Origin of the sequence: Mesorhizobium sp. M0037 (assembly GCF_040323635.1) — a bacterium.
Taxonomy (GTDB): domain Bacteria; phylum Pseudomonadota; class Alphaproteobacteria; order Rhizobiales; family Rhizobiaceae; genus Mesorhizobium.
In genome coordinates this window covers 276,296-301,598 of record NZ_JAMYVB010000005.1, presented here as the reverse complement: position 1 = coordinate 301,598, position 25,303 = coordinate 276,296, and the positions used below count along the sequence as shown (strand labels likewise).

At 62.8% G+C, this 25,303-nt stretch carries 22 protein-coding genes and 1 tRNA gene; 10 read left to right on the top strand and 13 right to left on the bottom strand.

Annotated features, from left to right (window positions below; all coding sequences use genetic code 11):
• Window positions 1-358: 358 nt before the first annotated feature.
• Together NKJ78_RS11445 and NKJ78_RS11440 are read left to right on the top strand one after the other, a co-directional pair.
• On the top strand, window positions 359-661 hold the full coding sequence (locus NKJ78_RS11445) for a DUF982 domain-containing protein (RefSeq protein WP_023733492.1): 303 nt from the start codon (window positions 359-361) through the stop codon (window positions 659-661).
• 115 nt (window positions 662-776) lie between these two features.
• A complete protein-coding gene (locus NKJ78_RS11440) occupies window positions 777-1,064 on the top strand; it encodes a DUF982 domain-containing protein (RefSeq protein WP_245260022.1) in 288 nt (95 codons plus the stop codon).
• 107 nt (window positions 1,065-1,171) lie between these two features.
• On the opposite strand, the gene NKJ78_RS11435 is transcribed toward NKJ78_RS11440, so the two are convergent.
• Both NKJ78_RS11435 and cpdR read right to left on the bottom strand, forming a co-directional pair.
• Window positions 1,172-1,246: transfer RNA gene (locus tag NKJ78_RS11435), tRNA-Val, on the bottom strand.
• Between the two features lie 114 nt (window positions 1,247-1,360).
• Window positions 1,361-1,723: a cell cycle two-component system response regulator CpdR gene (cpdR, locus tag NKJ78_RS11430; protein WP_023671195.1), complete on the bottom strand. Its 363-nt coding sequence runs from the start codon at window positions 1,721-1,723 to the stop codon at window positions 1,361-1,363.
• Window positions 1,724-1,887: 164 nt separating this feature from the next.
• On the opposite strand from cpdR, the gene NKJ78_RS11425 reads away from it, so the two are divergent.
• Both NKJ78_RS11425 and hisN read left to right on the top strand, forming a co-directional pair.
• Window positions 1,888-2,829, top strand: a complete 942-nt coding sequence (locus tag NKJ78_RS11425) for an N-formylglutamate amidohydrolase (RefSeq protein ID WP_023704024.1) — start codon at window positions 1,888-1,890, stop codon at window positions 2,827-2,829.
• A 337-nt stretch (window positions 2,830-3,166) separates the two neighbouring features.
• On the top strand, window positions 3,167-3,940 hold the full coding sequence (gene hisN / locus NKJ78_RS11420) for a histidinol-phosphatase (protein ID WP_023671197.1): 774 nt from the start codon (window positions 3,167-3,169) through the stop codon (window positions 3,938-3,940).
• 12 nt (window positions 3,941-3,952) lie between these two features.
• Here the strand turns inward: hisN and NKJ78_RS11415 are convergent, their stop codons facing one another.
• The 4 genes from NKJ78_RS11415 to NKJ78_RS11400 form a co-directional block, all read right to left on the bottom strand.
• Window positions 3,953-4,783 (bottom strand): helix-turn-helix transcriptional regulator, encoded by an 831-nt coding sequence (locus NKJ78_RS11415; RefSeq protein ID WP_023737638.1) that lies wholly within the window; start codon window positions 4,781-4,783, stop codon window positions 3,953-3,955.
• A gap of 127 nt (window positions 4,784-4,910) precedes the next feature.
• Entirely contained in the window at window positions 4,911-5,150 is a 240-nt protein-coding gene (locus tag NKJ78_RS11410; protein WP_023686421.1) for a DUF1127 domain-containing protein, read from the bottom strand.
• A 3-nt stretch (window positions 5,151-5,153) separates the two neighbouring features.
• Window positions 5,154-5,324, bottom strand: a complete 171-nt coding sequence (locus NKJ78_RS11405) for a hypothetical protein (RefSeq protein ID WP_023683236.1) — start codon at window positions 5,322-5,324, stop codon at window positions 5,154-5,156.
• Between the two features lie 161 nt (window positions 5,325-5,485).
• Window positions 5,486-6,445, bottom strand: a complete 960-nt coding sequence (locus NKJ78_RS11400) for an alpha/beta fold hydrolase (protein WP_023737639.1) — start codon at window positions 6,443-6,445, stop codon at window positions 5,486-5,488.
• Window positions 6,446-6,902: 457 nt separating this feature from the next.
• Between NKJ78_RS11400 and NKJ78_RS11395 the strand changes: the two genes are divergently transcribed.
• Together NKJ78_RS11395 and NKJ78_RS11390 are read left to right on the top strand one after the other, a co-directional pair.
• Entirely contained in the window at window positions 6,903-7,370 is a 468-nt protein-coding gene (locus tag NKJ78_RS11395) for an Hsp20 family protein (protein ID WP_023671202.1), read from the top strand.
• Between the two features lie 156 nt (window positions 7,371-7,526).
• Window positions 7,527-8,291 carry a sulfite exporter TauE/SafE family protein gene (locus NKJ78_RS11390; protein ID WP_023728418.1) on the top strand — a complete coding sequence of 255 codons (765 nt, stop codon included), beginning with the start codon at window positions 7,527-7,529 and terminating at the stop codon, window positions 8,289-8,291.
• Here NKJ78_RS11390 and NKJ78_RS11385 read toward each other — a convergent pair.
• Both NKJ78_RS11385 and NKJ78_RS11380 read right to left on the bottom strand, forming a co-directional pair.
• Window positions 8,288-9,184 carry an MBL fold metallo-hydrolase gene (locus tag NKJ78_RS11385; RefSeq protein WP_023737640.1) on the bottom strand — a complete coding sequence of 299 codons (897 nt, stop codon included), beginning with the start codon at window positions 9,182-9,184 and terminating at the stop codon, window positions 8,288-8,290. The genes NKJ78_RS11390 and NKJ78_RS11385 overlap by 4 nt on opposite strands.
• An 18-nt stretch (window positions 9,185-9,202) precedes the next feature.
• Window positions 9,203-10,252 carry a threonine aldolase family protein gene (locus NKJ78_RS11380; RefSeq protein ID WP_023686416.1) on the bottom strand — a complete coding sequence of 350 codons (1,050 nt, stop codon included), beginning with the start codon at window positions 10,250-10,252 and terminating at the stop codon, window positions 9,203-9,205.
• 509 nt (window positions 10,253-10,761) lie between these two features.
• Here NKJ78_RS11380 and gltB point away from each other — a divergent pair.
• Together gltB and NKJ78_RS11370 are read left to right on the top strand one after the other, a co-directional pair.
• Window positions 10,762-15,513 (top strand): glutamate synthase large subunit, encoded by a 4,752-nt coding sequence (gene gltB, locus NKJ78_RS11375; protein ID WP_023737641.1) that lies wholly within the window; start codon window positions 10,762-10,764, stop codon window positions 15,511-15,513.
• Window positions 15,514-15,653: 140 nt separating this feature from the next.
• Window positions 15,654-17,108: a glutamate synthase subunit beta gene (locus NKJ78_RS11370; RefSeq protein WP_023671207.1), complete on the top strand. Its 1,455-nt coding sequence runs from the start codon at window positions 15,654-15,656 to the stop codon at window positions 17,106-17,108.
• On the opposite strand, the gene NKJ78_RS11365 is transcribed toward NKJ78_RS11370, so the two are convergent.
• Together NKJ78_RS11365 and NKJ78_RS11360 are read right to left on the bottom strand one after the other, a co-directional pair.
• Window positions 17,105-18,310 (bottom strand): SGNH/GDSL hydrolase family protein, encoded by a 1,206-nt coding sequence (locus NKJ78_RS11365; RefSeq protein WP_352562436.1) that lies wholly within the window; start codon window positions 18,308-18,310, stop codon window positions 17,105-17,107. The genes NKJ78_RS11370 and NKJ78_RS11365 overlap by 4 nt on opposite strands.
• A gap of 102 nt (window positions 18,311-18,412) precedes the next feature.
• Complete coding sequence (locus NKJ78_RS11360; RefSeq protein ID WP_023691763.1) at window positions 18,413-19,636, bottom strand: lytic murein transglycosylase; 1,224 nt, start codon at window positions 19,634-19,636, stop codon at window positions 18,413-18,415.
• A 207-nt stretch (window positions 19,637-19,843) separates the two neighbouring features.
• Here NKJ78_RS11360 and galU point away from each other — a divergent pair, with 207 nt between their 5' ends.
• Window positions 19,844-20,749 carry a UTP--glucose-1-phosphate uridylyltransferase GalU gene (gene galU / locus NKJ78_RS11355; protein ID WP_023671956.1) on the top strand — a complete coding sequence of 302 codons (906 nt, stop codon included), beginning with the start codon at window positions 19,844-19,846 and terminating at the stop codon, window positions 20,747-20,749.
• On the opposite strand, the gene NKJ78_RS11350 is transcribed toward galU, so the two are convergent.
• Window positions 20,750-22,534 (bottom strand): outer membrane beta-barrel protein, encoded by a 1,785-nt coding sequence (locus tag NKJ78_RS11350; RefSeq protein ID WP_352459795.1) that lies wholly within the window; start codon window positions 22,532-22,534, stop codon window positions 20,750-20,752.
• Window positions 22,535-22,684: 150 nt separating this feature from the next.
• Here NKJ78_RS11350 and NKJ78_RS11345 point away from each other — a divergent pair, with 150 nt between their 5' ends.
• Window positions 22,685-23,680 (top strand): KpsF/GutQ family sugar-phosphate isomerase, encoded by a 996-nt coding sequence (locus NKJ78_RS11345; protein ID WP_023828225.1) that lies wholly within the window; start codon window positions 22,685-22,687, stop codon window positions 23,678-23,680.
• Window positions 23,681-23,762: 82 nt separating this feature from the next.
• Here the strand turns inward: NKJ78_RS11345 and NKJ78_RS11340 are convergent, their stop codons facing one another.
• Both NKJ78_RS11340 and NKJ78_RS11335 read right to left on the bottom strand, forming a co-directional pair.
• Window positions 23,763-24,227, bottom strand: a complete 465-nt coding sequence (locus NKJ78_RS11340; protein WP_023686409.1) for an NfeD family protein — start codon at window positions 24,225-24,227, stop codon at window positions 23,763-23,765.
• Between the two features lie 96 nt (window positions 24,228-24,323).
• On the bottom strand, window positions 24,324-25,274 hold the full coding sequence (locus NKJ78_RS11335) for an SPFH domain-containing protein (protein WP_023686408.1): 951 nt from the start codon (window positions 25,272-25,274) through the stop codon (window positions 24,324-24,326).
• Between the last annotated feature and the right edge of the window lie 29 nt (window positions 25,275-25,303).

Sequence of the window (25,303 nt, the reverse complement as noted above, 5' to 3'; positions counted from 1 at the left end):
CCGACCACATGAAGATCAAGGCAGCCAAACTGGAGAATGGCCTCCTCTCGATCGACATCGTCCGTGAGATTCCCGAAGAGCTGAAACCGCGCCGCATCAGCATCGGCGTGGGCGACACGCAAACGGTCGCCACTCAGATCACGCAAGACACGGACCGCGCGCGTAAAGCCGCGTAATCCTGTCGATCTGTCACTTTGAACTGCGGGTCCGCCTCCCGGCTTCGGCCGGGAGGCCGTGATTGCGGAGAAACGAAGATGATCACTGCAGGACGTACTGGCGCGCCTCTGTCGCGCTCCCGCAGTTGGCCTGGACCGCGCAAACCATGAAACTCAATGGTTCGTTCGATTTGGAGGATCATATGAACGATCGGATGTTCGACAGCGCCGTTTTCGTGAAAAGCGGCGACAACCTTGTTCAGGAAATCACGTGTCTCGAGGATGCTCTGGAGTTCCTCTATGAATGGCCAAAGGACAGGCGCGGCCCCATTCACCAAACCGCATTGCGGGCCTGCCAGCGAGCTTTCGATAGCGATTATCCGCTTTCCGCAGCCAGAGACGCGTTCAGCGGTTTTGCGAAAGCAGCCAGAATCCTTGAAGAAGCATCCACGACAATGCCGTGGATGATGGGCAGAGGTGGCGAAGGCGGAGGAGTGACTGCCTAAAGCGCGTCGCGCTGAAACCGATTCATGCGACACGCTTTAAGTCTTTGTTTTGATGCATGTCGTTGTCCCAGACCCGCGGCACACTTCTGGGTGACATGCATTAGGAAAGGAGGTCATGATGCTATCGAAACCTTTTGAAAAGCCGGTCCGGGTGTGGGTGGGCTTGGGCTTTCCCCGCCAACTCAACACGGTCGCAGATGCCTATCAATTCGCAGCCGAATGGTGTGGCAACAGCCCGGAGCAGAGAGCTGCTATTCGCGCTTGCAAAGCCGCTCTGATTGGTGATGTGGAACCCGAGACAGCACGAGGCGTCTTCGTCGCGTTCGCTCGCAAGAAGGATATTCTTATGGAGGACGGCATCGAGCCTGCGCCTTCAAGGACGCTAAGCCCGCACCACGTCTAAAGCGCGTCGCGTTTGAACGAGGCGGCTGCCACAAGCGGTGGCCGCCTTACCGGCTAAGTCGTCGAAGGGGTCAGCCAAAAACGGGCTTGGCTAAGTTATTGAAAGGATGGTGGGCGTGACAGGGATTGAACCTGTGACCCCTGCAATGTCAATGCAGTGCTCTCCCGCTGAGCTACACGCCCATCCGAAGCCGCGCATACACCATTTTTGGTCCAGCGCGTCAATAGCCGGAAAGGGAAAGAAAGGCTCGTTTTGTCGCGCCGCCGACGAAGCGGCGAGATCACACTGTGCGTGCTTCAGGCGGCCTGCAGCATTTTTTCGACCTCGTTGACGAGATCGCGCAGGTGGAAGGGCTTGGACAGCACCTTGGCGTCTTTCGGCGCCTTGGAATCGGGGTTGAGCGCGACGGCCGCGAAACCGGTTATGAACATCACCTTCAGGTCGGGATCGATCTCGGTGGCGCGGCGGGCGAGTTCGATGCCGTCCATCTCCGGCATGACGATATCGGTCAGCAGCAGGGAGAAAGGTTCTTCGCGCAGCCGCTCGTAGGCGCTGGCGCCATTGTCGAAATCGCTGACGTGGTAGCCGGCCCGCTCCAGTGCCTTGACCAGGAACCGGCGCATGTCGTCGTCGTCTTCCGCCAGCAGAATGCGTGCCATCTTGTCCCGTCCGAATCACCCCAGCCAAGCCTGCCGTCCGGCAAGCCCGTTAACCATCCTGTATATGAGGAGCTGACGGTAAACATCAAGTGAACGTTGGCGGCATTAATCCTGATTTGACGGGGTTCCTGACATGCCGAAATGCTGGACATGCGGCCGATGAGGTGGCAGTTTCCCATCATGATGCATTGCTGTTTCCGGGTTCGTTCAAATTGACGACGGCAGCCGAAGATTTTTCGGTCGTTCCACCCTTCGAAATCCGATCGGGCGCCGAGCAGCGCGTTCCCTTCGTCTTCAACTCACCGCATAGCGGCCGCTATTATCCAGACCGCTTCCTGGCCATGGCGCGGCTCGACCGGAACGCCATCCGCCGCTCCGAGGATTGCTATGTCGACGAGCTGTTCGGCAGCGCGGTGGTGCTGGGCGCGCCGATGCTGGCGGCGAATTTTCCGCGCGCCTACCTCGACGTCAATCGCGAACCCTGGGAACTCGACCCGCGCATGTTCGCCGAGCCGGTGCCGTCCTTCTGCAACATCCGCTCGGCGCGCGTTGCCGGCGGGCTCGGCACCGTGCCCAAGCTGGTGGGTGAGGGGCTCGACATCTATTCCGGCCGTCTGCCGCTGGCGGAGGCCGTCCAGCGCATAGAGGCGGTCTACAAACCCTATCACGAGACGCTGAAGCGGCTATTGACCAGAACCCATGCCAGGTTCGGCTATGCCGTGCTGATCGACTGCCATTCGATGCCGGCGAGCATCAGGGTGGGCGACAGCGGCCTGCGGCCGGATTTCATCGTGGGCGACCGTTTCGGCATCTCGGCCACGGCGGCCCTGACCGAGACGGCGATCGGCCTGCTCATCGGCATGGGCTACACCGTCGCCCACAACAAACCCTATGCAGGGGGTTTCATCACCGAGCATTACGGCCGGCCGGCGCGCCATCTGCATGCGCTGCAGATCGAGGTCAATCGCGGCCTCTACATGAATGAGCGGACGTTCCAGAAATCGGCCGGCTTCGATGCGCTGGCCGACGATATGGCGCGCTTTTCGGCCGACCTGATGGCGATGCCCGACCACCACTTCATCGACCTGCCGCTGGCCGCCGAATGACGCCGGAGCGGCGGCTGTTCATGAGATCCCGCGCTGGCCATCCCGCAGCGTAAAAAAAGACCGCATCGTTTGCACGACACGGTCGAAGTCTAGGGAGGAAACGCCCAAGGAGGGCATGGACAGGAAAACCTGTCCGAGAACAAATTTATTGTGCGATGCACAAATGTCAATCGATTCCACGCTTTTTTAATTCACTCTGATGTGAAAATGCGTTTCGATGGTCCCGATGTGTGACATTTCGGCAACGCTGATGTCTCTGATAAATCGATAAACCGGCTTGTTTTGGCGGGAAAGTGCCGGCAGACCGGGTTGGCACTCTGCAATGCGGGAGAATCACGTGGACATCAGCATCGATTTCATGCGCCGGATCGCGCAAGCGGCGGCGGCTGAAACCTTGCCGCGTTTCCGCGCACAGGGCGCGGTGGCCAACAAGGAAAAAGGCAGTTTCGACCCGGTCACCGAGGCCGACCGCGAGGCCGAGCGCGCCATCCGGGCGCTGATCTCGGCTGAGTATCCCGATCACGGTATCCTTGGCGAAGAACATGGCAGCGAAAACATCTCCTCAAGGCATGTCTGGGTGATCGATCCGATCGATGGTACCCGCGCCTTCATCTCAGGCTTGCCGGTGTGGGGAACGCTGGTCGGATTGACGGTCGACGGTGACGCCGTCGCCGGCATGATGGCGCAGCCGTTCACCGGCGAGCTGTTCTACGCCAACGCTTCCGGCTCCCACTACGAAGGCCCCGGTGGGCCGCGGAAGCTGTCGACCCGCAAGAGGACGAAGCTTGACGAGGCGACCTTGTTCACCACCACGCCGGCGCTTTTCAAGGGCGAGGCGCGCACCCGCTACGACGCGTTCGAGAAACAGATCCAGCTCGCCCGCTACGGCGCCGATTGCTACGCCTTTGCCATGATTGCCTCGGGCAGCGTCGACATCGTCGCCGATCCCGGATTGAAACCCTACGACATCGTGGCGCTGATCCCGATCATCGAAAAGGCCGGCGGCGTCGTCACCACATTCGAGGGCGGTCCGGCGGAAAAGGGCGGCGACATCCTGGCCGCCGCAACGCCGGAGCTTCATGCGGCTGCAATGGCAGCCCTGCGGGGCTGATAGTCGACCCGATCAGCGCGGCTTGATCGAGCGCTGGAATTCCGCCGGCGTTCGCCCGTAGACCTGCCTGAACGCTGAGCTGAAATGGCTGTGGCTGGAGAAGCCGAGGTCCAGGCCGAGCGTGGTCAGATTGTCGTAGCGGCCAAGCAGGTCGAGCGCGCGCGCCAGCCGCATGCGCAGATGGTAGCGATAGAGCGGCATCGCCTCGACCTGCTGGAAAACCTGCGTGAGATAAACCGGTGATACCCCGACTTCAGCGGCGATCTCGGCCAGCGTCCAGCGCCGCGAAAGATCCGAGGACAGGACGAGCTTGGCGCGATCGACCAGCTTCTGCCGGCCAGCGCTTGCGCCGGCGGCATGCGAGGTGCGCTCGCCGAGGGAGCGCCGCACCAGCGTCAGCGCCAGGGTTTCGGCCTCCAGCGTTTCGGCAATGTTGCGGCTCAGGCTGTGGCGCAGCACCGCCACCAGCGCCTGAGCCCGCGGGTCGATGCGGCGGCGCTGACGACGAAACGCCACGGCGCTGCCCGAGCGCAACTGCTCCTTCGGCGTCAGCTCCTGCAGTTGCGCCTCCTCGACAACGAGATCGAGGCAGGAATCGCCACCCTTGACGGGATGGCTGATCCGGTAGCCTTCGGCGTTGTTGAAGAACAACAACTGGTTGGCTTCGGCGACCGCATCGTTGCGGCCGACATGGCGCACGAAGACGCCGCGATAGGGAAACACAAGATGCGTGGCAGCGGTGCACTCTTCTTCGCTCTTGTGCCGGCATTCGCCGCTGCAGAGGACATCCCTCACCCTGACGGTGCCGGTGTCCAGAAGCGTCTGTACCGTGAACTGCGACATGGTGAGCTGAGACATGGCCGTTGCATTCTACCCTTGCACCGAAAGCTGCTCCGGCACATTTAGGCGATTGGCTTGTCCAAACCTGTCAGGAGACTTCACCTGTCGGGCCCTTCGTAACGGCCATGGCTCAGTCCCACAAACGGCGCATGTATTCGCAGTGAGCGTCGCTGCGCGACAGACCGATGTCCTTGAGCTGTTCGTCGGTCATTTCGAGCAAGGCAAGGCGGCTTCGGCGCCTTTCCAGTTGACGGCCGATCCAGTTGGCCGCCGCGATGCCTTGTGTCCGCAAGGACCGCCGGAACGTCGCGGTTTGAGTTGTCGGCTGATGTGCGAGGCATTGCGCCGCCGCTGCATGATCGGGGCGCATCGCTCAGGCTTCCCCGTTGCCGGCCACTGATGCGCCGGCCACTGAGGCGCCGGCTTCGTTCAGCGCAATCGCGCATTCCTCGCAGCAGACCTCGACGGTCTTGCCGCCGACCTTGACGCGGATCGGGTTGGCGTCCAGCTGGCAATCGCAGGCAGCGCAGGTTTTCTCGGTCATGACGTCATCCCCTTGGCGTTCAGTATGCGGAGAGATGAGCATTCCGGGGCGGCACCGGCTGTCAGAATCTTTAGCTCTTTGGGTGCTGCCGGCGCTGCTCCTGACAGAAGGCTGTCAGCAGGCGCAAGCTCAAGGCGCCGCAACATGCAGCGCCGGCGGCATCAGGCTGTCGGGTCGTCGTTGCCGGGTATGAAGGCGTCGAAGGCGGCGAGCAACTGCTCGCGATAGACATCGGCCTCCTGCAGGATCTCGTGTTTCGAGCCATCGATCATCAGCAGCGAGCCGAGGCGCAGACGCCTGGCGTAGGCTTCCACGGCCTTGGTCGAGACGACCTGATCGGCGCCGGCGGCGATCATCAGCAGCGGCACCTGGATCCTGGCCATGAAGTCGGGCTCGCTGATGGCTTCGCCTGCCTTGATTGCCGCCTGCAGCCAGCGGATCGTCGGCCCGCCGAGCGCCAGTTGCGGATAGTGCTCGTAGATTTTCGTGTTGCGCTGATAGCGCCCGGGGTCCGATGTCACCTTGTTGAGGGCGAAGGGCAGGGTTTCCCTGGGACGCGGACCCCAGGCGGCGTAGAGCCGGCCGAGGCCGAGAAAGCACAATATCGAGCAGACGCGGCGCGCGGTTTTTGCCGACACGGGCGAGTCGGGCACCGTCAGGAAAGGCGCAATCAGCACCATGCGACGCACCCGGTTGACCATCGACGGTGCCGCGAGCAGCGCGATCACGGCGCCCATGGAATGGGCGAGGATGTAATACGGGCCGCGGCAGTCGGGCAGCACGATATCCTCGAAGAACTGTTCGAGGTCGCCGGTGTAATCGTAGAAGGAGCGGACATAGCCGCGTTGCGGGTCGGCGATCAGCCGGTCGGAATCGCCCTGGCCGCGCCAGTCGAGGGTGGCGACGCCGAGGCCGCGGTCGGTCAGGTTGCGGATGGTTTCGAAATATTTCTCGATGCACTCGTTGCGGCCGGGCAGCAGCACGACGGTGCCTTTCAGCGGCCGGGTGACCGCGGCAAAAAGGCCGTAGCGGATCTTCTTGCCGTCGCGCGTGGTGAAAAAGCCGCCGCCGACATTTTGCGGCGGCGGATTGCCTGGCGTGGGATGGAAGAGATCCGTCATTAGGCGCTTGCGTGTTCGTGGTGTCTCACCCGGCAGGGGCGTCGGCATGGTGATAGACGCCAATGGATGAAAAGCAAAGGGAGGGCGCCAAGGGGGCGGACGAACAACGAGCAAGGCCGGAAGCAGCCTGCGGCGGCGTGCTTCCGGCCTCTGTCGATCCGGGAGGAAGGGACGTTACACCCGGTCGGCCTCGTCGCGGCGCTTTCATCCGGCGCCGCCTGGTTCTTTATCGTGGGGCACTCTGGCACCGGCCGGCTGAACGGGCGCCGAAGCGGCGGTTCATCTGCCGTTCATCGACGCCTCGATTGGCGCTCTTCAAAAATCCTTGAAATGCGCTTTTGCGCTCCCCAAATGTCGGATGCAGCCGCCGCTCTTGGGGCTGCTGGTCCACCGAAACGCCTTTCCAGGGTTTCGCACCGGCCACACGCAAACATGTTGCTCAACAGGAGAACACCTCATGCGTCACGTTGATTTTTCCCCGCTCTATCGCTCGACCGTCGGCTTCGACCGCCTGTTCACCATGCTCGACTCGCTGGCCCAGCCTGATGGCGCGCAGACCTATCCGCCCTACAACATCGAGCGCACCGGCGAGGACGCCTATCGCATCTCGATGGCGGTTGCCGGCTTCTCGGACGAAGAGATTTCGATCGAAGCCCACCGCAACGTGCTGACCGTCAAGGGTGAGCGCAAGGAAGAAGGCAATGGCGAAGGCTCCGAGCTGCTCTACCGCGGCATTGCTTCGCGTTCGTTCGAGCGCCGCTTCCAGCTTGCCGACCATGTCGAGGTCGTCGGCGCCACGCTGAAGAACGGCCTGCTTTTCGTCGACCTTAAGCGCAACATCCCCGAGGAGCTGAAGCCGCGCAAGATCGCGATTACCGCCTCTTCGGCCAACGCCAAGCAGATCGAGGCCAAGAACGCCGCGTGACCAAGACGGCGGCGTCACAACGCCCAAGGTTAAAAGCGTCTCCTCCCGAGACGAAAGCGGCGCCGCGAGGCGCCGCTTTTTTCGCCGCAGCCTCTGTCACCCCAACCGAAGAGTTCTGGCTCTTTTGCGGCGGGCGCCGTCTTCCCATGAAGGGCGATGTCTGATCTCTCGGCTGATTTTTCCCTGGCCCTAACGGCAACCATTGCGGTGACCTTCCTGCTGGCCGGCATCGTCAAGGGCGTTACCGGTATGGGACTGCCGACGTTGGCGATGGGGCTGCTGGGCACAATCATGCCGCCGGTCGCCGCGGCTTCGCTGCTGATCGTGCCGTCCTTCGTCACCAATATCTGGCAGCTGTTTGCCGGCCCGAGCTTCGGATGGATCCTCAGTCGGCTGTGGCTGATGATGGTCGGCATCGTCGCCGGCACGCTGGCCGGCTCATGGCTGCTGGCCAGCGACAATGTCAAATGGACGACGGCCGGCCTCGGGGCGGCGCTGATCGTCTATGCCGTCTATACGCTGCTGGCGCGGCAGTTGACGGTTCCCGCGTCAGCCGAGCGCTGGTCGTCGCCCATCGTCGGTTTCCTTACCGGCATCGTCACCGGCGGCACCGGCGTGTTTGTCGTGCCCGCTGTGCCTTACATTCAGGCGCTGGGCTTGAGCCGTGACGATCTGATCCAGGCGCTCGGCCTGTCCTTCACCGTGTCGACGATCGCGCTCGCTGCCGGCCTTGCCTCGCACGGCGCGTTCCAGGTCGGGCATGTCGCCATGTCGTCGCTGGCGGTTGCGCCGGCCTTGCTCGGCATGTGGCTCGGACAGTTGCTCCGGCAGCGGATCAGCCCGGCGACCTTCCGGCGCTGGTTTCTTATTTTCCTGATCTTGCTTGGCCTCGAGCTTTTGGCGCGGCCTTTCCTTGCTTAGCGACCGGTGCCGGTTGCGAGAACGGCCTCGACGTTTTGCCGGTGGACGGGCTCGTACAGCGCGAAGTACTCGACCGCGCCCGTGGCGAACATGTCGGCGCCGAAGGTTTTCAGATCCTGCTTCGCAAGATCAGGCTCACGCCGGCAGCGAAGCAGTTTTTGAACGTAGGCTTGCGTGGCGGCGATGAGGCCTTTGTCGTAGCCGCCTCGCTCAATCGCTTCGAGCGAGCCGTGATTGGGCAAGATGCGGTCTATCGACCAGCCGGCCATGCGTTCGAGATCAACCAGATGTTGCGCCAGCCGATCCGCCTCGCTGACATAGGTGATCGGATCCTCGAGCGTGTCGCCCGCCAGGAGCAGGCCGGTTTCGGGCATGAACAGCACCGTGCCGTCATGGCTGTGGATTTCGACCTGACGCAGTTCGACGGCGATCGATCCAACGGCGAGGTCAAGACTGCCTGCGAAGGTCCTGTTCGGCAGCACGAGAGGCTTGATCGGTGGAACACCGCTTTCGATCTCAGCCCGGTTGTTCGCGAGCGCCGAGGCGGTGAGCGTGTTGGCGATAATCTCGCAATCCTGAAACACCTCATTGCCGGCAATATGATCGTCATGCCAGTGGCTGAGCACGACCCGGATCGATGTTGCGCCCATCTCTTCGAGCGTCTGCCTGATGAAGCGCGCGTGAGGCAGCGAAATATGCGTGTCGTAGACAAGCGCCTGCGAACCATCGACGATCGCATAGGTGCAGATGCCGAGGGCATAGGCGCCGTCGTCCAGCCAGTTCGGCTCGTCCGACCAGGCGCGAACGCCGTCAACGCGGCCATCGTAGAAGCCGAGCACGTTTGGCGCCGGGCGAACCAGCCGCATGGTTGAGCCGAGAGGTGGCTTTGTCATTGGCGCGGTCTCGCGGGTTCAGGCGATCATCTGGCCGAAGCGATCGACCTCATCTGAAGTCGTGGCAAAGCTGGTGACGAAGCGATAGAGCAACTCGTCCTCGCCGACATGGCCGTCGAAGCCGTGCGGCCTGTGCCAGTCGTAAAAGGCTGCGCCGACGGATTGCAGCCTTTCGGCTTCCGCCTTTTTCATCACCGCGAACACCTCGTTGGCCTGCGGCAACCAGGCGAGCTTCGCCGTTGCCGAATCCTCGATCGCAGCCGCCAGGCGCGCGGCCATGGCATTGGCATGACGGGCCGTGTCCAGCCACAGGCCGTCTGTGAAGTAGGCGTCGAACTGCGCTGCGATGAAGCGCGACTTGGAGAACAGCTGTGCGGCGCGCTTGCGCAGGAAGGACAACTCCTTGGCGCGGTCTAGATCGAACAGCACCACCGCTTCGGCACACCAGCAGCCGTTCTTGGTGCCGCCGAACGAGACGATGTCGACGCCGCGCTTCCAGGTCATTTCGGCCGGCGTCGTCTCAAGCGCGACCAATGCGTTGGCAAAACGGGCGCCGTCCATATGCAGCGGCAGGGAAAAGCGTTTGGCGATCTCCGAAATGGTGGAAATGTCGTCGAGCCCGTACACTGTGCCGACTTCGGTCGATTGGGTGATCGAGACGGCCGTCGGGCGTCCCCAATGGACGATTTCGGGTGCGAAACGGGCGACGGCGCGTTCAAGATTGTGCGGATCGATCTTGCCCAGGGCGCCGTCGACAGCATGGAGACGCGAGCCGCCGCTGAAATATTCCGGCGCGCCGCATTCGTCCTCGATGATGTGCGATTCGCGGTGCGCAAAGGAAATGCCGCCGGGCTTGTTGTAAGCGGCCAGGGACAGCGAGTTGGCCGCCGTGCCGGTAGCGACGAAGAACACCGCGACCTCGCGTTCGAAGATCTCGCTGAAACGCTGGTAGACGGCCCGGTCGAGATCGCCATCGCCATAGGCGGTCGAAAAGCCGCCAGCATTGGCTGACAGCCCGGCGGCAATGTTGGAATGGACGCCCGCCCAGTTGTCGGATGCAAAGAACATCAGGAAAGTCCCTGCCTGGTTGAGAAAGTCTGGTTGCGACAAGAGCGCGACCATGGCCGTTTCGGGGTTTGACGCGCAAGGGCCAAGGGCTGAAAAAGCGGTAAAGCCAAAGGCGATCACGAAGGAGTGCCGGGACCGAAATTTCGTTTCAACAGCGCCCGACGCAATTTTCTGTCGCCAAACGTCCAAGAATTTGGTGAATCGGTCTTGTGTGCGCCTAGGATTTCTGCCATAAAAATTTAGGACAGTAGTGCTGTCTTATTTTGTCGCACAAGTCAGGCTGGATTGGCGTATCATTTGGGCCACTCCGGCCGTTGCCGCGAGCGACGGGTAGACGGCTCGGCTGTGGCCTGTACGATACCGGATACGAACCGGCGGTGCACCGCACGGTCCGCCAAGGATTTCGAAAAGACGTGCCGCAAGAATGAGAGCGGAAGCCAGTCGCTTCCCAAGGTAGACCAGCGCCCCAAATGCTAGACGTGCAAGGGGCCGGAACGGAGGACAGGACGATGACGGAACTGACGCCATCTGCGATTATCGGCCAGGCCGCGCAGACGAAAGCGGCAGCCGTTAAAAATACCGTTCTGACCAAAGAAGGCCAGACCACCAACGGCCTGACCACCAACGGCATGGCCGCGCAGGGTCTCTATGATCCGCGCAACGAGCATGACGCGTGCGGCGTCGGCTTCATCGTCAACATGAAGAACGTGAAGTCGCACCAGATCGTCAAGGACGGGCTCTTCGTGCTCGAAAACCTGACGCATCGCGGCGCTGTCGGCGCCGATCCGCTGATGGGCGACGGCGCCGGCGTGCTGGTGCAGGTTCCCGATCATTTCTTCCGCGAAGAGATGGCGGCCCAGGGCGTCGAACTGCCGGCGGCAGGCCAATACGGCGTCGGCCACTGGTTCATGCCGCAGGATGCGGCACTGCGCGCCCATATCGAAGAGATCATCGCCGAATCGGCGCAGTCAGAAGGGCTGCCGCTGCTCGGCTTTCGCGACGTGCCGGTCGACAATTCATCGCTGTCGAAGGCGCCCGATATTGCGGCCTCCGAACCGTTCCATCGCCAGGTCTTCATCGGCCGCACATCGGACATTCCAGATGACGAGGAATACGAGGCCAGGCTGTACCTGCTGCGCAAGGTGATTTCCGGCCGCATCTACGCCGAGAACAACAACAAGGATATCGGCGCCTACTGTGTGTCGCTATCGGCGCGTACCATCGTCTACAAGGGCATGTTCCTGGCCTACCAGGTCGGCGCCTATTACAAGGATTTGTCGGATCCGCGTTTCGAGACCGCGCTGATCCTCGTCCACCAGCGCTTCTCGACCAACACCTTCCCGTCATGGAAGCTCGCGCACCCCTACCGCATGGTCGCGCATAATGGCGAGATCAACACGGTGCGCGGCAACAACAACTGGATGGCGGCGCGCCAGGCCTCGGTCGATTCCGAACTGTTCGGCAACAACATCTCCAAGCTGTGGCCGATCTCCTATGACGGCCAGTCCGACACGGCGTGCTTCGACAATGCGCTCGAATTCCTGTTCCAGGGCGGCTACAGCCTCAGCCACGCCATGATGATGCTGATCCCGGAAGCCTGGGCCGGCAACAAGCTGATGGATGCCGACCGCAAGGCTTTCTACGAATACCACGCAGCCCTTATGGAGCCGTGGGACGGGCCGGCCGCGGTCGCCTTCACCGACGGTCGCCAGATCGGCGCCACGCTCGACCGCAACGGTCTGCGCCCGGCGCGCTACATCGTCACCGACGACGACCGCGTCATCATGGCGTCAGAGGCCGGCGTGCTGCCGGTGCCGGAGGAGAGGATCGTCAAGAAGTGGCGGCTGCAGCCCGGCCGCATGCTTCTGATCGACCTCGCCAAGGGCCGCATCATTTCCGACGAGGAGATCAAGTCGGAGATCGCCACCAGGCATCCCTACAAGACCTGGCTCAACAACACGCAGCTGATCCTGGAGGATCTGAAGCCGGTCGAGCCGCGCGCGCTGCGCAAGGATGTCAGCCTGCTCGATCGCCAGCAGGCGTTCGGCTACAGCCAGGAAGACACCAAGCTGCTGATGTCGCCGATGGCGACCACCGGCCAGGAAGCGGTGGGTTCGATGGGCACGGACACGCCGATCTCGGCGATGTCGGACAAGTCGAAGCTGCTCTACACCTACTTCAAGCAGAATTTCGCCCAGGTCACCAACCCGCCGATCGACCCGATCCGCGAGGAACTGGTGATGAGCCTGGTGTCCTTCATCGGGCCGCGGCCGAACATCTTCGACCTGGTTGGCAATTCGCGCCGCAAGCGGCTCGAAGTGCGCCAGCCGATCCTGACCAATGGCGATCTGGAAAAGATCCGCTCGATCGGCCACACGGAAGACCGTTTCGACACCAAGACCATCGATATCACCTACGGGTCGAGCGAGGGCGCGTCCGGCATGCAGGGCGCGGTCGAACGTCTGTGCGAGCGGGCGGAAGCCGCTGTCGCCGGCGGCTACAACATCATCATCCTGTCCGACCGCCAGGTCGGTCCCGACCGTATCGCCATTCCGGCACTGCTGGCGACGGCTGCGGTGCACCACCATCTGATCCGCAAGGGTCTGCGCACCGCGGTCGGCCTGGTCGTGGAATCCGGCGAGCCGCGCGAAGTGCATCATTTCTGCTGTCTCGCCGGCTACGGCGCCGAGGCGATCAACCCCTACCTTGCCTTCGATACGCTGCTCGACATGCACAAGCGTGGCGAACTGCCGGCTGAGGTTGACGCCTACGAGGTGGTCTCGCGCTACATCAAGTCGATCGGCAAGGGCATCCTCAAGGTGATGTCGAAGATGGGCATCTCCACCTACCAGTCCTATTGCGGCGCGCAGATATTCGACGCCATCGGGCTGAAGTCAGATTTCGTCGAGAAGTACTTCACCGGCACAGCGACGCTGATCGAAGGTGTCGGCCTGGACGAGGTCGCGGCTGAGACGCTCAGCCGCCACACCGACGGTTTCGGCAACGATCCGGTGCTGCGCAACAGCCTCGAGGTCGGCGGCGAGTACATGTACCGCATGCGCGGCGAAGCCCATATGTGGTCGCCCGACGCCGTCGCCACCTTGCAGCACGCCGTGCGCCAGGGCTCGTGGGAGACGTTCAAGGAGTATTCCGCGCAGATCGACAGCGAGACGGCCCGTGCCCAGACCATACGCGGCCTGTTCAGGATCAAGCTTGCGGAAGAGACCGGCCGCAAGAAGGTGGCGATAGAGGACGTGATGTCGGCGGCCGATATCGTCAAGCGCTTCTCGACAGGGGCGATGTCGTTCGGCTCGATCTCGCGCGAGGCACACACGACGCTGGCGCGCGCCATGAACCAGATCGGCGGCAAGTCGAACACCGGCGAGGGCGGCGAAGAGGCCGACCGCTATCTGCCGCTGCCCGGCGGCGGCAAGAACCCCGAACGTTCGGCGATCAAGCAGGTCGCCTCGGGGCGGTTTGGCGTCACCGCCGAGTATCTCGTCAATTCCGATGTCATGCAGATCAAGGTCGCGCAGGGCGCCAAGCCCGGCGAGGGCGGCCAGCTGCCCGGCCACAAGGTCGACGCCACCATCGCCAAGGTCCGGCACTCGACGCCTGGCGTCGGCCTGATCTCGCCGCCGCCGCATCACGACATCTATTCGATCGAGGATCTGGCGCAGCTGATCTATGATCTGAAGAACGTCAACCCGGCGGCCGACGTATCGGTCAAGCTGGTGTCGGAAGTCGGTGTCGGTACGGTTGCGGCCGGCGTCGCCAAGGCACGCGCCGACCACATCACCATATCGGGCTATGATGGCGGCACCGGCGCGTCGCCGCTGACCTCGCTCAAGCATGCCGGCAGCCCGTGGGAAATGGGCCTAGCCGAGACGCACCAGACGCTGGTGCTGAACGGGCTGCGCTCGCGCGTTGCGCTGCAGGTCGATGGTGGCTTGCGCACGGGGCGCGACGTCATCATCGGTGCGCTGCTCGGTGCCGACGAGTTCGGCTTCTCGACCGCGCCGCTGATCGCGGCCGGCTGCATCATGATGCGCAAGTGCCACTTGAACACCTGCCCGGTCGGCGTCGCGACGCAGGACCCGGTTCTGCGCAAGCGTTTCAAGGGCACGCCCGAGCATGTCATCAACTTCTTCTTCTATGTTGCGGAAGAGGTGAGGGGGCTGCTGGCCGAGATGGGCTACACCCATATCGACCAGATCATCGGCGACAGCGACCTGCTGGAAAAGCGCGAGATGATCCAGCATTGGAAGGCGCGTGGGCTCGATTTCGGCAAGATGTTCTTCAAGCCGGACGCGCCGCATGAGGCGGTGCACTGGACCGAACGGCAGAAACACCCGATCGACGATGTACTCGATCGCAAGCTAATCGAACTGGCGAAGCCCGCGCTCGAAAGCAAGCAGCCGGTCAAGATCGAGGTCGACATCCGCAATGTCGATCGCTCCACGGGCGCCATGCTGTCGGGCGAAGTCGCCAAGCGCTTCAGGCACAAGGGCCTGCGCGAGGACACGATCCAGGTGAAGCTGACCGGCACCGCCGGCCAGTCGTTCGGCGCCTTCCTGGCGCGCGGCATCTCGTTCGATCTCGTCGGTGCGGCCAACGACTATGTCGGCAAGGGCCTGTCGGGCGGACGCATCGTCATCCGGCCGCCGGAGGAGTCCAGGATCGTCGCGGCGGAATCGATCATCGTCGGCAACACCGTCCTCTATGGCGCGACCGAGGGCGAGGCCTATTTCGCAGGTGTCGCCGGCGAGCGCTTCGCGGTGCGCAATTCGGGCGTCGCCGCCGTCGTTGAAGGCGTCGGCGATCATGGCTGCGAATACATGACCGGCGGCATCGTCGTCGTCATCGGCCAGACCGGTCGCAACTTCGCTGCCGGCATGTCGGGCGGCGTGGCCTATGTTCTGGATGAGGCCGGCGATTTCGCCGCGCGCTGCAACATGGCGATGGTCGAGCTGGAGCCGGTTCCGGAAGAAGACGATCTGATGGAAAGGCTGCTGCATCATGGCGGTGACCTCGACCACAAGGGTCGCGTCGACGTCTCGGGCGACATGACCACCCATGACGAGGAACGGCTTTACCAGCTTATCTCGAACCACGTCCATTTCACCGGTTCGGTACGCGGCCGCGAGATACTCGACGACTGGACGATCTTCAGGCCGAAATTCCGCAAGATCATGCCGGTCGAATACCGCCGCGCGCTGATCGAGATGGAACGCATGCGCATGGGCGTGGCGGCGGAATAGGTTTTTCGACTTGCCGGGAGGCGCAGGCTTCCCGGCGGAACTTTCAGCGACAGTTTGACCTCGGATGCAAGGTTGCCATGGCTGCCTCAAGGGGTTAACGGGTGCGAAAACCGCACCATCTGGACAGCAGGAACTGGACTATGGGCAAGGTAACAGGCTTTCTCGAAATCGACCGGCAGGTGCACAAGTACCAGCCGGCCTCCGACCGCATCCGGCATTTCCGCGAATTCACGCTGCCGATGTCGGACAAGGAGGTCGAGAAACAGGCCGCGCGCTGCATGGATTGCGGCATCCCGTTCTGCCACGGGCCGACCGGGTGCCCGATCCACAACCAGATCCCGGACTGGAACGACCTCGTCTACAATGGCGACTGGGACAATGCGATCCGCAACCTGCATTCGACCAACAATTTCCCCGAGTTCACCGGCCGCATCTGCCCCGCGCCCTGCGAGGAAGCCTGCACGCTGAACCTCGAGGACATTCCGGTTGCCATCAAGACCGTTGAACAGGCAATCGCCGACAAGGCTTATGAAACCGGCCATATCCGGCCTTATCCGCCGGAGAAGAAGACGGGCAAGCGGGTCGCTGTCATCGGCTCCGGCCCGGCAGGGATGGCGGCGGCGCAGCAGCTTGGCCGCGCCGGCCACGAGGTCAGCGTTTATGAGCGTGAGAGCCGTCCCGGCGGGCTGATGCGCTACGGCATTCCCGACTTCAAGATCGAGAAGCACTATATCGACCGCCGCATCGAGCAGATGCAGGGCGAGGGCGTGACCTTCCATTGCGGCGTCAATGTCGGCGTCGACAAGCCGGTGGCAGAGTTGCTCGCCGGATACGATGCGGTGCTCTATTGCGGCGGTTCGGAATCGCCGCGTCCGGCCAACATTCCGGGCGACGATCTCGGCGGCGTCTATGACGCCATGCCCTATCTGGTGCAGCAGAACCGTCGCGTCGGCGGCGAGCCGATCCAGTCGGTGGCCTGGCCGTCGCATCCGATCATCGCCGGCGGCCAGCATGTCGTCGTCGTCGGCGGCGGCGATACCGCGTCCGACTGCGTCGGCACCGCCTTCCGCCAAGGCGCGGTGCGCGTCACCCAGCTCGACATCCGCCCGCAGCCGCCGGAGAAGGAAGACAAGCTTTCGGTCTGGCCTTACTGGGCGACCAAGATGCGCACCTCGTCCTCACAGGCCGAAGGTGCGGAGCGCGAATTCCAGGTGGCGACGCTCGAATTCATCGGCGAGGACGGCCAACTGACCGGCGTCAAATGCTGCGAAGTCGACGAGAAGCGCAAGCCGATCGCCGGCACCGAATTCGTCATCCGTGCAGACCTCGCCTTCATCGCCATCGGCTTTGCCGGACCGGCTGCCGCCGGCGTCGCGAAAGAGCTGGACGGTGAGATGAAAATCACCACCGACAGCCGCCGTTCCCGCAATGTCGAAGCCAACGATCGCGACTACAAGACCAGCGTCGACAAGCTCTACGCCGCAGGTGATGTGCGCCGCGGCCAGTCGCTGGTTGTGTGGGCGATCCGCGAAGGCCGCCAGGCCGCGCGCTCGATCGATGAAGCGCTGATGGGGTCGACGGTACTCCCCCGTTAACGGTTGATCGCCGTCGTCGTATCCGTCGCGGCAGCGGCCTTGGGCGGCCACGAGAAGTCGTCGGCGCGGCCGGGCGAGGCCTCGGGCGCCTTGCCTTCGAGGATTAGTTTTTCGCCGGGCAGATCCGGATTGGCTTTCGGCGCCGCCGCCGCACCGAGAAGTTCGGTACCGCCGTCGAGCGCCGGATCGTTGAGCAGCATTGGAACGGTGCGGTCGACCACGATCGGGGCGGCGGGCAGCGACGGCGCCTCGACCGGGGCGCCGGCCGGTGCGGCAGCCGTCACCACGCTTCCCGGCGCTGCCAGGCCGAGGATCTTGGCCAGCTGCTTTTCGGTGTAGAAGGCGAGCTTTCGCTTGCCGGCTTTCGAGACGTTGATGCCGTCGTCGGAGCGCAGCCGCACGGCCTGGCCGTTAATGTCGGGGCCGGTCGAGACAAAGGCGCCGTTCTCGTCGACGAACCCATCCCAGACATCGACGAATTCGCCGCCGTTCTTCTTGGCAGCCGAGTGGTAGATATCGTTGAATGCCAGCATGTCGGAGGTCATCTTCGGCGTCTTGAAGGCTGGCATGCCGACCCACAGATAAGGCACCTTGGTCGCCGCCAGCGCCTTGCCCAAGGCCTCGGTCCGGCGTTCGTATTCCTTGGTCCAGTTCTCGGAGCGCGGCTGCTCGCGCACATCGTTGACGCGCATCTGCTGGCGGTCGTTGGAGCCCAGCATGACGACCACGGCGGCGGGCCTCTCGCTCTCGACCAGCGATTTGACCTGTTCGGGCCAGTTGTAGACATCATCGCGCACGAAACCCGAAGAACCGTTGGCGCGCTCGACGATCCTGATGTTGGCATTGTCGGCAAAGGCTGTTTCGAGGCCTTCGGCCAGGCCGTTGGCCATGAAATCGCCGATCACCAGAACGACGCGGGCATCCGGTGTCTTCTCGACAATCGGAGCGGAAGGTTCAACCGGTGCACGGGGCTTCTTCTTGACCTTCGGCTTTGCCTTGCGGACATCGAGCGGCGGCTCGATGCGTTCGCTGCGGCGCGGGAACAGAAGGTCGCGCAGCGACCAGCCGCGGTTCTGCGGTTGCTCCTGCGCCAAAGCCGGTGTGTGGAAACTGCCGGCGACCCCCGTCGCCAGGACGACGATGGCCAGAATGAGGATCGGCAAGCGGAAAACGATCACACGGATACGCGCTGCCGAAACCAAGCACCCTCTCCATCCCTTGGTGCATGGCCCTCGCAGGCGATCATGCACAGACCGATGCTACGGCATCCCTTGCGTCGCAAATGCAAGCTGCCGTCGCTGGCTCTATTTCTTTCTGAGCCATTTGAGCACTTCCATGCTCGGATACCCGTCCTGGGTCAAGCCGACCGTTGCCTGATAGGTCATGATGGCGGTTTTCGTGCCGTCACCGATCTTGCCGTCGAACTTGCCGTCGTAAAGTCCGTGCTGCGAAAGCCGCTTCTGCAACTCCTGCCTTTCCTCGAAGGACAGTTTGGTGAAAGGCCGCTTCCAGTCCTGCACCAGACCATTAGAACCGGCGATTTCGTCGGCAAGAAGGCCGACGGCCAGGGCATATTTGTCGGCGTTGTTGTAGGCCTTGATGACGGAGAAGTTCTTGATCATCAGGAAGGCCGGTCCGCCGCGGCCGTCCGGCACTTTCAGGGTCGCCTTGTCGGTTGCGTTCTTGAACGGCTTGCCATTGGCCCTGGCGACGCCGAGCGCCTGCCACTGCGCCAATGTCTTCGAGCCGGCCGGCAGTTTGCCCGCCGGAATGGTGACCTCGTAGCCCCAGGTCTTGCCGCCCTGCCAGCCATTCTTCTTCAGCAGATTGGCTGATGTCGCCAACGCATCGGGGATCGAATTCCAGATGTCGCGCTTGCCGTTGCCGTCCATGTCGACGGCATAATGCTGGTAGCTGGTCGGGATGAACTGGGTCTGGCCCATGGCGCCGGCCCAGGAGCCCATCAGGTGGCTTTCGTCGATGTCGCCGGTCTGCAGGATTTTCAGCGCGGCGACCAATTGGGTGCGGGCGAATTTCGAACGCTTCGGGTCGCCATAGGCGAGGGTTGCCAGCGAGCGGATGACATTGCGCATGATGTCGTCGCGCTTGAGGATCTCGCCATAATTCGATTCCATCGACCAGATGGCGAGCAGGATGTAGCGGTCGACGCCGAACCTCGCCTCGATCCGTTCCAGCCACGGCTTCCATTTTTTGGCCATCTGCTGGCCGACGGCAACGGACTGGTCGTGGACGCGGTTGTCGAAATAGTCCCAGGCAGGTGCGGTGAATTCGGGCTGGGTGCGTGCCTTTTCCAGCACCACCGGGTCGGGCTCATTGATGCCCCGGAACGCTCGGTCGTAGACCCCGCCGGAAACGCCGCCCGCCACGGCCGTGGCGCGGAATCCGGCGACCCATTGCCGAAAACCGGCATCGGCGAAGGCCGGTCCGGCCGGCATCAGCAAGGCGAGCGAGAGGCTGGCCGCCGTCAGCACGCTGGTAAAGAGTTTTGCGGCACTGCGAACGGACATATTTTCCCCTTTCTCTATCTCAGGAAAGACCATTCATCGCCGAACCGGGTTAGCAATTGGTTTACCATAGGCGGCGCCTGGAACGAAAAGACACCTGGATGCTTTACCGGTTGATGTTTCCCTCAATGGCCCGATAATCCACAATTCCGGCGCGAAAATGTCGCGAGGCGGGATTGCCGGGCACGCCCTCAAACGGATAATTGACGCATGAAGCGAGTTCGCAAGGCAGTTTTCCCGGTCGCCGGTCTCGGCACACGGTTTCTCCCGGCTACCAAGGCCATTCCCAAGGAGATGCTGACCGTCGTCGACCGGCCGGTCATCCAGTATGTCGTCGATGAGGCGCGCGAGGCCGGCATCGAACATTTCATCTTCGTCACCGGCCGCAACAAGGCGGTCATAGAAGACCATTTCGATATCCAGTTCGAGCTCTATGATACGCTGGCACAGCGCGGCAAGGACGATCAGCTGGCCCGCTTGCAGCGGCTGCAGCCGGCGCCGGGGCAGACCTCGTTCACCCGCCAGCAGGTGCCGATGGGGCTCGGCCACGCCGTCTGGTGCGCCCGCGAACTGGTCGGCGACGAACCCTTCGCGCTGTTGCTGCCCGACATGATCATGCAGTCGGAGAAGAGCTGCACGAAGGCCATGGTCGAGCTCTACGAGGAGACGGGCAACAACATCATCGCCGTGCAGGAATGCGATCCGGCCGAAACCCACAAATATGGCATTGTCGGCCGGGGCGAGGACACGCATCACGGCTTCCGCATCACCGAGATGGTCGAAAAGCCGAAGACCGGCACCGCGCCGTCCAATCTCTACATCAACGGCCGCTACATCCTGCAGCCCGAGATTTTCAAGATCCTGGAAAGCCAGGAAAAGGGCGCCGGCAACGAGATCCAGCTCACCGACGCGATGCTGAAGCTGGAAAAGCAGCAGCCCTTCTTTGGCTACCACTTTCAGGGCCGCACCTTCGATTGCGGCTCGCCGGAAGGGTTCGTCGAGGCCAATGTCGCCTTCGCGCTGTGGCGCAGCGACATGAACGAGAACATGGCCGGCGTCATCCGCACGCTGCTCGATGAGATGAAGCCGTCCGAGCGTCGCGGCGCTGCTTTTTAGCTACCGCTGCAGCTTCAGCCCCAAATAGATGCTGTTGGCGGTGTAGTTGCGCCCGGGCAGATTGCTGGTCAGCTTTTCGGTGCGGGCGCGGCTGGTGAGACCGACGTAACGGTTCAGCCACCAGGTCAGCCCGGCCTCTGCACTCAGCGTCATGTCATGGCCGTCGGAGCCGGTGTAATTGCGCCAGTCGAGCCCAAGGGCTGCGTTGCCGATCAGGTCGGCGCGGATCTGCCGCTCGCCGGTGAGGCGGCCGGAATAGAGGATGTCGCCGCTCTCACCGGCATTCGTTGTGCCTTCGACCGTGGTTCGCCCGGTGACGCCGATGATGGTGCCGCGCTCGGGCGACCATTTGAGGTCGGCATTGATGGTGGCTCCCGAAATCGCCTCCAGGTTCTTGTCGTCGATCGCCTCCCTCACCCAGCCGGCCGAGAACTCACCCTTGAGCTTCTCGCCCATGTCGACTTCGATACCGGCGCGTGCGCCAAGCCGGGTCGAAGAGCGCTCGAAGCCCTTGTTGTCGATCCGTTGGTCATATACCCGGCGGCCGAGCTCAATCTCAGCAAAGGGCGTCAGAGCCGGGGAAATTTCATAGCCGGTCCGCAACGTTGCGGTGTAGAGCGTGTTGTCCTGATCCTTCTGCGACAACACGGTGCCGTCCGTTAGCTTGGCGTCGCCATAGATGTCGTGGGAGACCGCACCGGTCAGCGCAAAGCGCATCTTGCCAACGTCCTTCTCGACGCCGAGGCTGCCGTCGACCGTCTGGCGGATCGGCTGCGATTTGACGCCGGCAATGGCGTCGGGCGCGGAGGCCGATTCCGGCGCAATCTCGTAGCCGAGCTTGGCGATGGCGCGCAGTTCATTGTCGAGGTCGACATTGTACGTGCCTTGGATACGGCCGCGTGCCTCATTGATCTTCTGGCCCGAAATGGTGTTGCGGAAATTGCCGTAGCCGTCGATGACCGCCGAATTCTCGCGCCAATCGGAGGCGGCGGAGAAACGCAGCGCCGTTTCGGACAGCACCGCCGACTTGCCGCCAGCGCTGGAATCGGCGTTCGACGTGACGGCAACGCCCTGCTCGAGCGTCGGCCGCAGCAGGAACGAGCCGACCTTGATGCCGGTTGCCGCGTACGGGTCGTCCTCGAGCTTCTTCTTCAGGCCCTCGATGGCGTCGGTGCGCTCGGCGCCGGGGTCGAGCTTTCGTCGGTCGACGCCGTCGACGGTGAGGACACGGCGGTTGGCTATGTCCTGATCGGCGTCGCCTGCCGCAGTGCCGTCCGGAGTCGTTCCGGTGGTGGTCTGGTCCGTGGCTTTGCCAGGCTTCTTCTTGTCGGCAGCCTTGGTTTTGTCCTTGGCCTTGTCTGCATCCGCGTCGGCGCGTTGCTTTGCCGTCGACGGGCGGCGTGGCAGGACGGTTGGCGGCTTGTCGGCGAACGAATCGTCGATGGTCGCCGGCGGGTCGAAAATGCTGTTTGCGCCGGCCTGTGACGGGTCGGTGTCATCAGGCAAGGCGCCATCGCTGGCCGGCACATAAGCGGTTGGCGTGTTTCCCGTGGGGGCGGTGTCGGCAGGGGCGGGCTTGACCTGCGTGTTGGCCTTGCTCAATTGCCTGGCCCGGCGCTGCTGGTCGGACAGGATCGCCGATTCCGAAACTTCGCCGCGCAGCTCGGTCTCCTGGGCATGAAGCGCAGTTGGCCGCAGCAAAGCGAGCACGCTCGTCGCCAGAAGCAGAGCGCAAAACGCTCTGCCCGTTCGACCTTTTTTCTCTTGAGGTTGGGCCCGCGACATCGTCACCACTGCTTGCGCGGCGCAAGCGCGCCATACTTACCGAACCGTAAACGGGGATGGTTAACGGAGGGTTGAAGGGGTGCCTGTCGGACATGGCTGGACGGCAATTCTGTTGGACAGGCGAACGGCAAAGCGCTAATCGCATCAGCCATGCATGCGGGATCCCAAGAAAAGAAGCCTTTGGAGGCTTCGATCGCCTCGGCGCTGAGAACGGTAGCCACGGAACAGGCCGGCGTGGCGGCATTGGCCGCCGCGCTGGAGAACGAACTGGCCGAACCTTTCGCCCGCGCCGTCGACATGGTGTCGCGCATCAATGGCCGCGTCATAGTCACCGGCGTCGGCAAAAGCGGCCATATCGGCACTAAGATCGCGGCCAGTCTGGCTTCGACCGGCACGCCTGCCTTCTTCGTCCATCCGGCGGAGGCCAATCATGGCGACCTTGGCATGATCGCCAGAGACGATGCCATCATCGCCATGTCATGGTCCGGCGAGAGCAAAGAATTGATGGGCATCGTCGCCTATTCCAGGCGCTTCTCGATCCCGCTGATTGCGATTACCGCGGGCGCGGCCTCGGCGCTGGCGCGCGCGGCCGACGTGGTGCTGCTCCTGCCGTCCGCGCCGGAAGCCTGCCCGCACGGTTTGGCGCCGACGACATCGACCCTGCTGCAACTGGTGGTCGGCGATGCGCTGGCCATAGCGCTGCTCGAAGCGCGCGGCTTCACGCCCGACCATTTCCGCACATTCCACCCCGGCGGCCAGCTCGGCGCCAATCTGACTCTCGTCTCCGAGATCATGCGGGTCGGCGATCAGATTCCGCTAGCGGCGCTCGGTACCAAGATGCCGGAAGCGGTCATGACGTTGTCGAACAAGAAAGTCGGTTGTGTCTGTGTCGTCGACGGGAAGGGCGAGCTGGTCGGGATCATCACTGACGGTGATGTCGCGCGCAATCTGCATCGAAACCTGGCCGATATCGCCGTGGACGACATCATGACCCGCACGCCGAAGACGGTCGATCCGCAGACGCTGGCCGGAACGGCGATCGCGCTTCTCAACGAATACAATATCGGTGCGCTGGTAGTGACGGAAAACAGGATGCCCGTTGGGGTGGTTCACTTCCACGATTTGCTGCGTATCGGCGCAGCCTGAGGAAACTAAAACCGCATTGCGTTGGGGTGACCTACGCGGCGCGCTTCGATTGCTGCCAAATGCGCTGCGGGCCTTCGGGCGCTCAGACGGCCTCGACGGTCAGTTCCAGATCGGTGTCGGCCGAACTGACGACGCGCACCTGCGTGCCGGCCGGCAGGTCGGGACCGGAGACGCGCCACAGTGTGTCGCCGAGTTTGATGCGGCCGCGACCGTCCTTGATCGGCTCGGCCAGCGTTGCCATCCTGCCGACCAACTGCGCGCCGCGCCGGTTGAGCAGCGGCTGGTCGCTAGGGGTATTACGCCCACCAACCAGCTTCTTTCCGGCAAGGGCCGAGACCAGCGACAGGGCCAGGAAGGCGAGGACCTGGACTTCCCAGGCCCAGAAGCTTGCGTCCCAGACGAGCAGGGAAATCACACCGATCACCAATGCGGCGATGCCGATCCACAGCATGAATATTCCTGGCGCGATGACCTCCATCACCAGGAGGACGAAGCCCAGAACCATCCAGTTCCACGGACCAAGTTCGGAAATGATGCGGTCGAACATGGGAGTGCGCTCCTACTTCCTGTGGAGCATGATCTTTTCCGAAAACCGGTTCCCACTTTTCGGGATCATGCTCGCGACCTCAGTTCTCGTCAGGTCTCAGTTCTCATTCGGGCGAACCACCGGAGGGCGGGCGGCCTGCCTGGCGGCGCCGGCGGTGCCTTCGCTGCGGAACACCTCCCTGGCGATCTCGCTTATGCCGCCGAGCGTGCCGATCAGTGCCGACGCTTCCATCGGCATCAGCACGACCTTGCTGTTGTTGGCGGTACCGATCTTGCCCATCGCTTCGGTGTATTTGAGCGCCACGAAGTAGTTGAGTGCCTGCACGTCGCCCTTGGAGATGGCTTCCGATACAACCTGGGTGGCTCGCGCTTCGGCTTCGGCCGAGCGTTCGCGCGCCTCGGCGTCGCGGAAGGCGGCTTCCTTGCGGCCTTCGGCCTCGAGGATCTGCGACTGCTTGAGGCCTTCGGCGGCGAGGATCTGCGCACGCTTGTTACGTTCAGCCGTCATCTGACGACCCATCGATTCGATGAGGTTGGCCGGCGGATTGATATCCTTGATCTCGACGCGGGTGATCTTGATGCCCCACGGATGGGCCGCTTCGTCGACCACGCGCAGCAGCCGTTCGTTGATGGCGTCGCGGTTCGACAGCAATTCGTCGAGGTCCATCGAGCCCATGACGGTACGGATGTTGGTCATCGTCAAATTGAGGATGGCGTTCTCCAGGCCGGCGACCTGGTAGGCGGCCTGCGCCGCATTGAGGATCTGGTAGAAGGCGATGCCGTCGACGCCGACAATGGCGTTGTCGCGCGTTATGATTTCCTGGCTCGGAACGTCGAGCACCTGCTCCATCATGTTCATCTTGGCGCCGATGCGGTCGACGAACGGCACGATGAGGTTGAGGCCGGGGCTTAGTGTTTTGGTGTAACGACCAAAGCGCTCCACCGTATAATTATAGCCTTGCGGGATTGTCCGGATGCCTTTGATAAGAAGCACCAATACCAGAAAGGCAAGCGCACCAATCGCAATACCGAAACCACTGAAGTCCATTTGAATCTCCCTCAGATGCCGGCCATGGC

Coding starts and splice junctions, on each gene's coding strand:
- NKJ78_RS11385 (WP_023737640.1), bottom strand. CDS start 9,184: ATGACAAAGCCACCTCTCGGCTCAACCATGCGGCTGGTTCGCCCGGCG.
- NKJ78_RS11440 (WP_245260022.1), top strand. CDS start 777: ATGATGCTATCGAAACCTTTTGAAAAGCCGGTCCGGGTGTGGGTGGGC.
- NKJ78_RS11380 (WP_023686416.1), bottom strand. CDS start 10,252: ATGTTCTTTGCATCCGACAACTGGGCGGGCGTCCATTCCAACATTGCC.
- NKJ78_RS11400 (WP_023737639.1), bottom strand. CDS start 6,445: ATGACGGATCTCTTCCATCCCACGCCAGGCAATCCGCCGCCGCAAAAT.
- NKJ78_RS11345 (WP_023828225.1), top strand. CDS start 22,685: ATGCATGCGGGATCCCAAGAAAAGAAGCCTTTGGAGGCTTCGATCGCC.
- cpdR (WP_023671195.1), bottom strand. CDS start 1,723: ATGGCACGCATTCTGCTGGCGGAAGACGACGACGACATGCGCCGGTTC.
- NKJ78_RS11395 (WP_023671202.1), top strand. CDS start 6,903: ATGCGTCACGTTGATTTTTCCCCGCTCTATCGCTCGACCGTCGGCTTC.
- gltB (WP_023737641.1), top strand. CDS start 10,762: ATGACGGAACTGACGCCATCTGCGATTATCGGCCAGGCCGCGCAGACG.
- NKJ78_RS11390 (WP_023728418.1), top strand. CDS start 7,527: ATGTCTGATCTCTCGGCTGATTTTTCCCTGGCCCTAACGGCAACCATT.
- NKJ78_RS11360 (WP_023691763.1), bottom strand. CDS start 19,636: ATGTCCGTTCGCAGTGCCGCAAAACTCTTTACCAGCGTGCTGACGGCG.
- NKJ78_RS11415 (WP_023737638.1), bottom strand. CDS start 4,783: ATGTCGCAGTTCACGGTACAGACGCTTCTGGACACCGGCACCGTCAGG.
- NKJ78_RS11350 (WP_352459795.1), bottom strand. CDS start 22,534: ATGTCGCGGGCCCAACCTCAAGAGAAAAAAGGTCGAACGGGCAGAGCG.
- NKJ78_RS11405 (WP_023683236.1), bottom strand. CDS start 5,324: ATGACCGAGAAAACCTGCGCTGCCTGCGATTGCCAGCTGGACGCCAAC.
- NKJ78_RS11340 (WP_023686409.1), bottom strand. CDS start 24,227: ATGTTCGACCGCATCATTTCCGAACTTGGTCCGTGGAACTGGATGGTT.
- NKJ78_RS11370 (WP_023671207.1), top strand. CDS start 15,654: ATGGGCAAGGTAACAGGCTTTCTCGAAATCGACCGGCAGGTGCACAAG.
- galU (WP_023671956.1), top strand. CDS start 19,844: ATGAAGCGAGTTCGCAAGGCAGTTTTCCCGGTCGCCGGTCTCGGCACA.
- NKJ78_RS11445 (WP_023733492.1), top strand. CDS start 359: ATGAACGATCGGATGTTCGACAGCGCCGTTTTCGTGAAAAGCGGCGAC.
- NKJ78_RS11335 (WP_023686408.1), bottom strand. CDS start 25,274: ATGGACTTCAGTGGTTTCGGTATTGCGATTGGTGCGCTTGCCTTTCTG.
- NKJ78_RS11410 (WP_023686421.1), bottom strand. CDS start 5,150: ATGCGCCCCGATCATGCAGCGGCGGCGCAATGCCTCGCACATCAGCCG.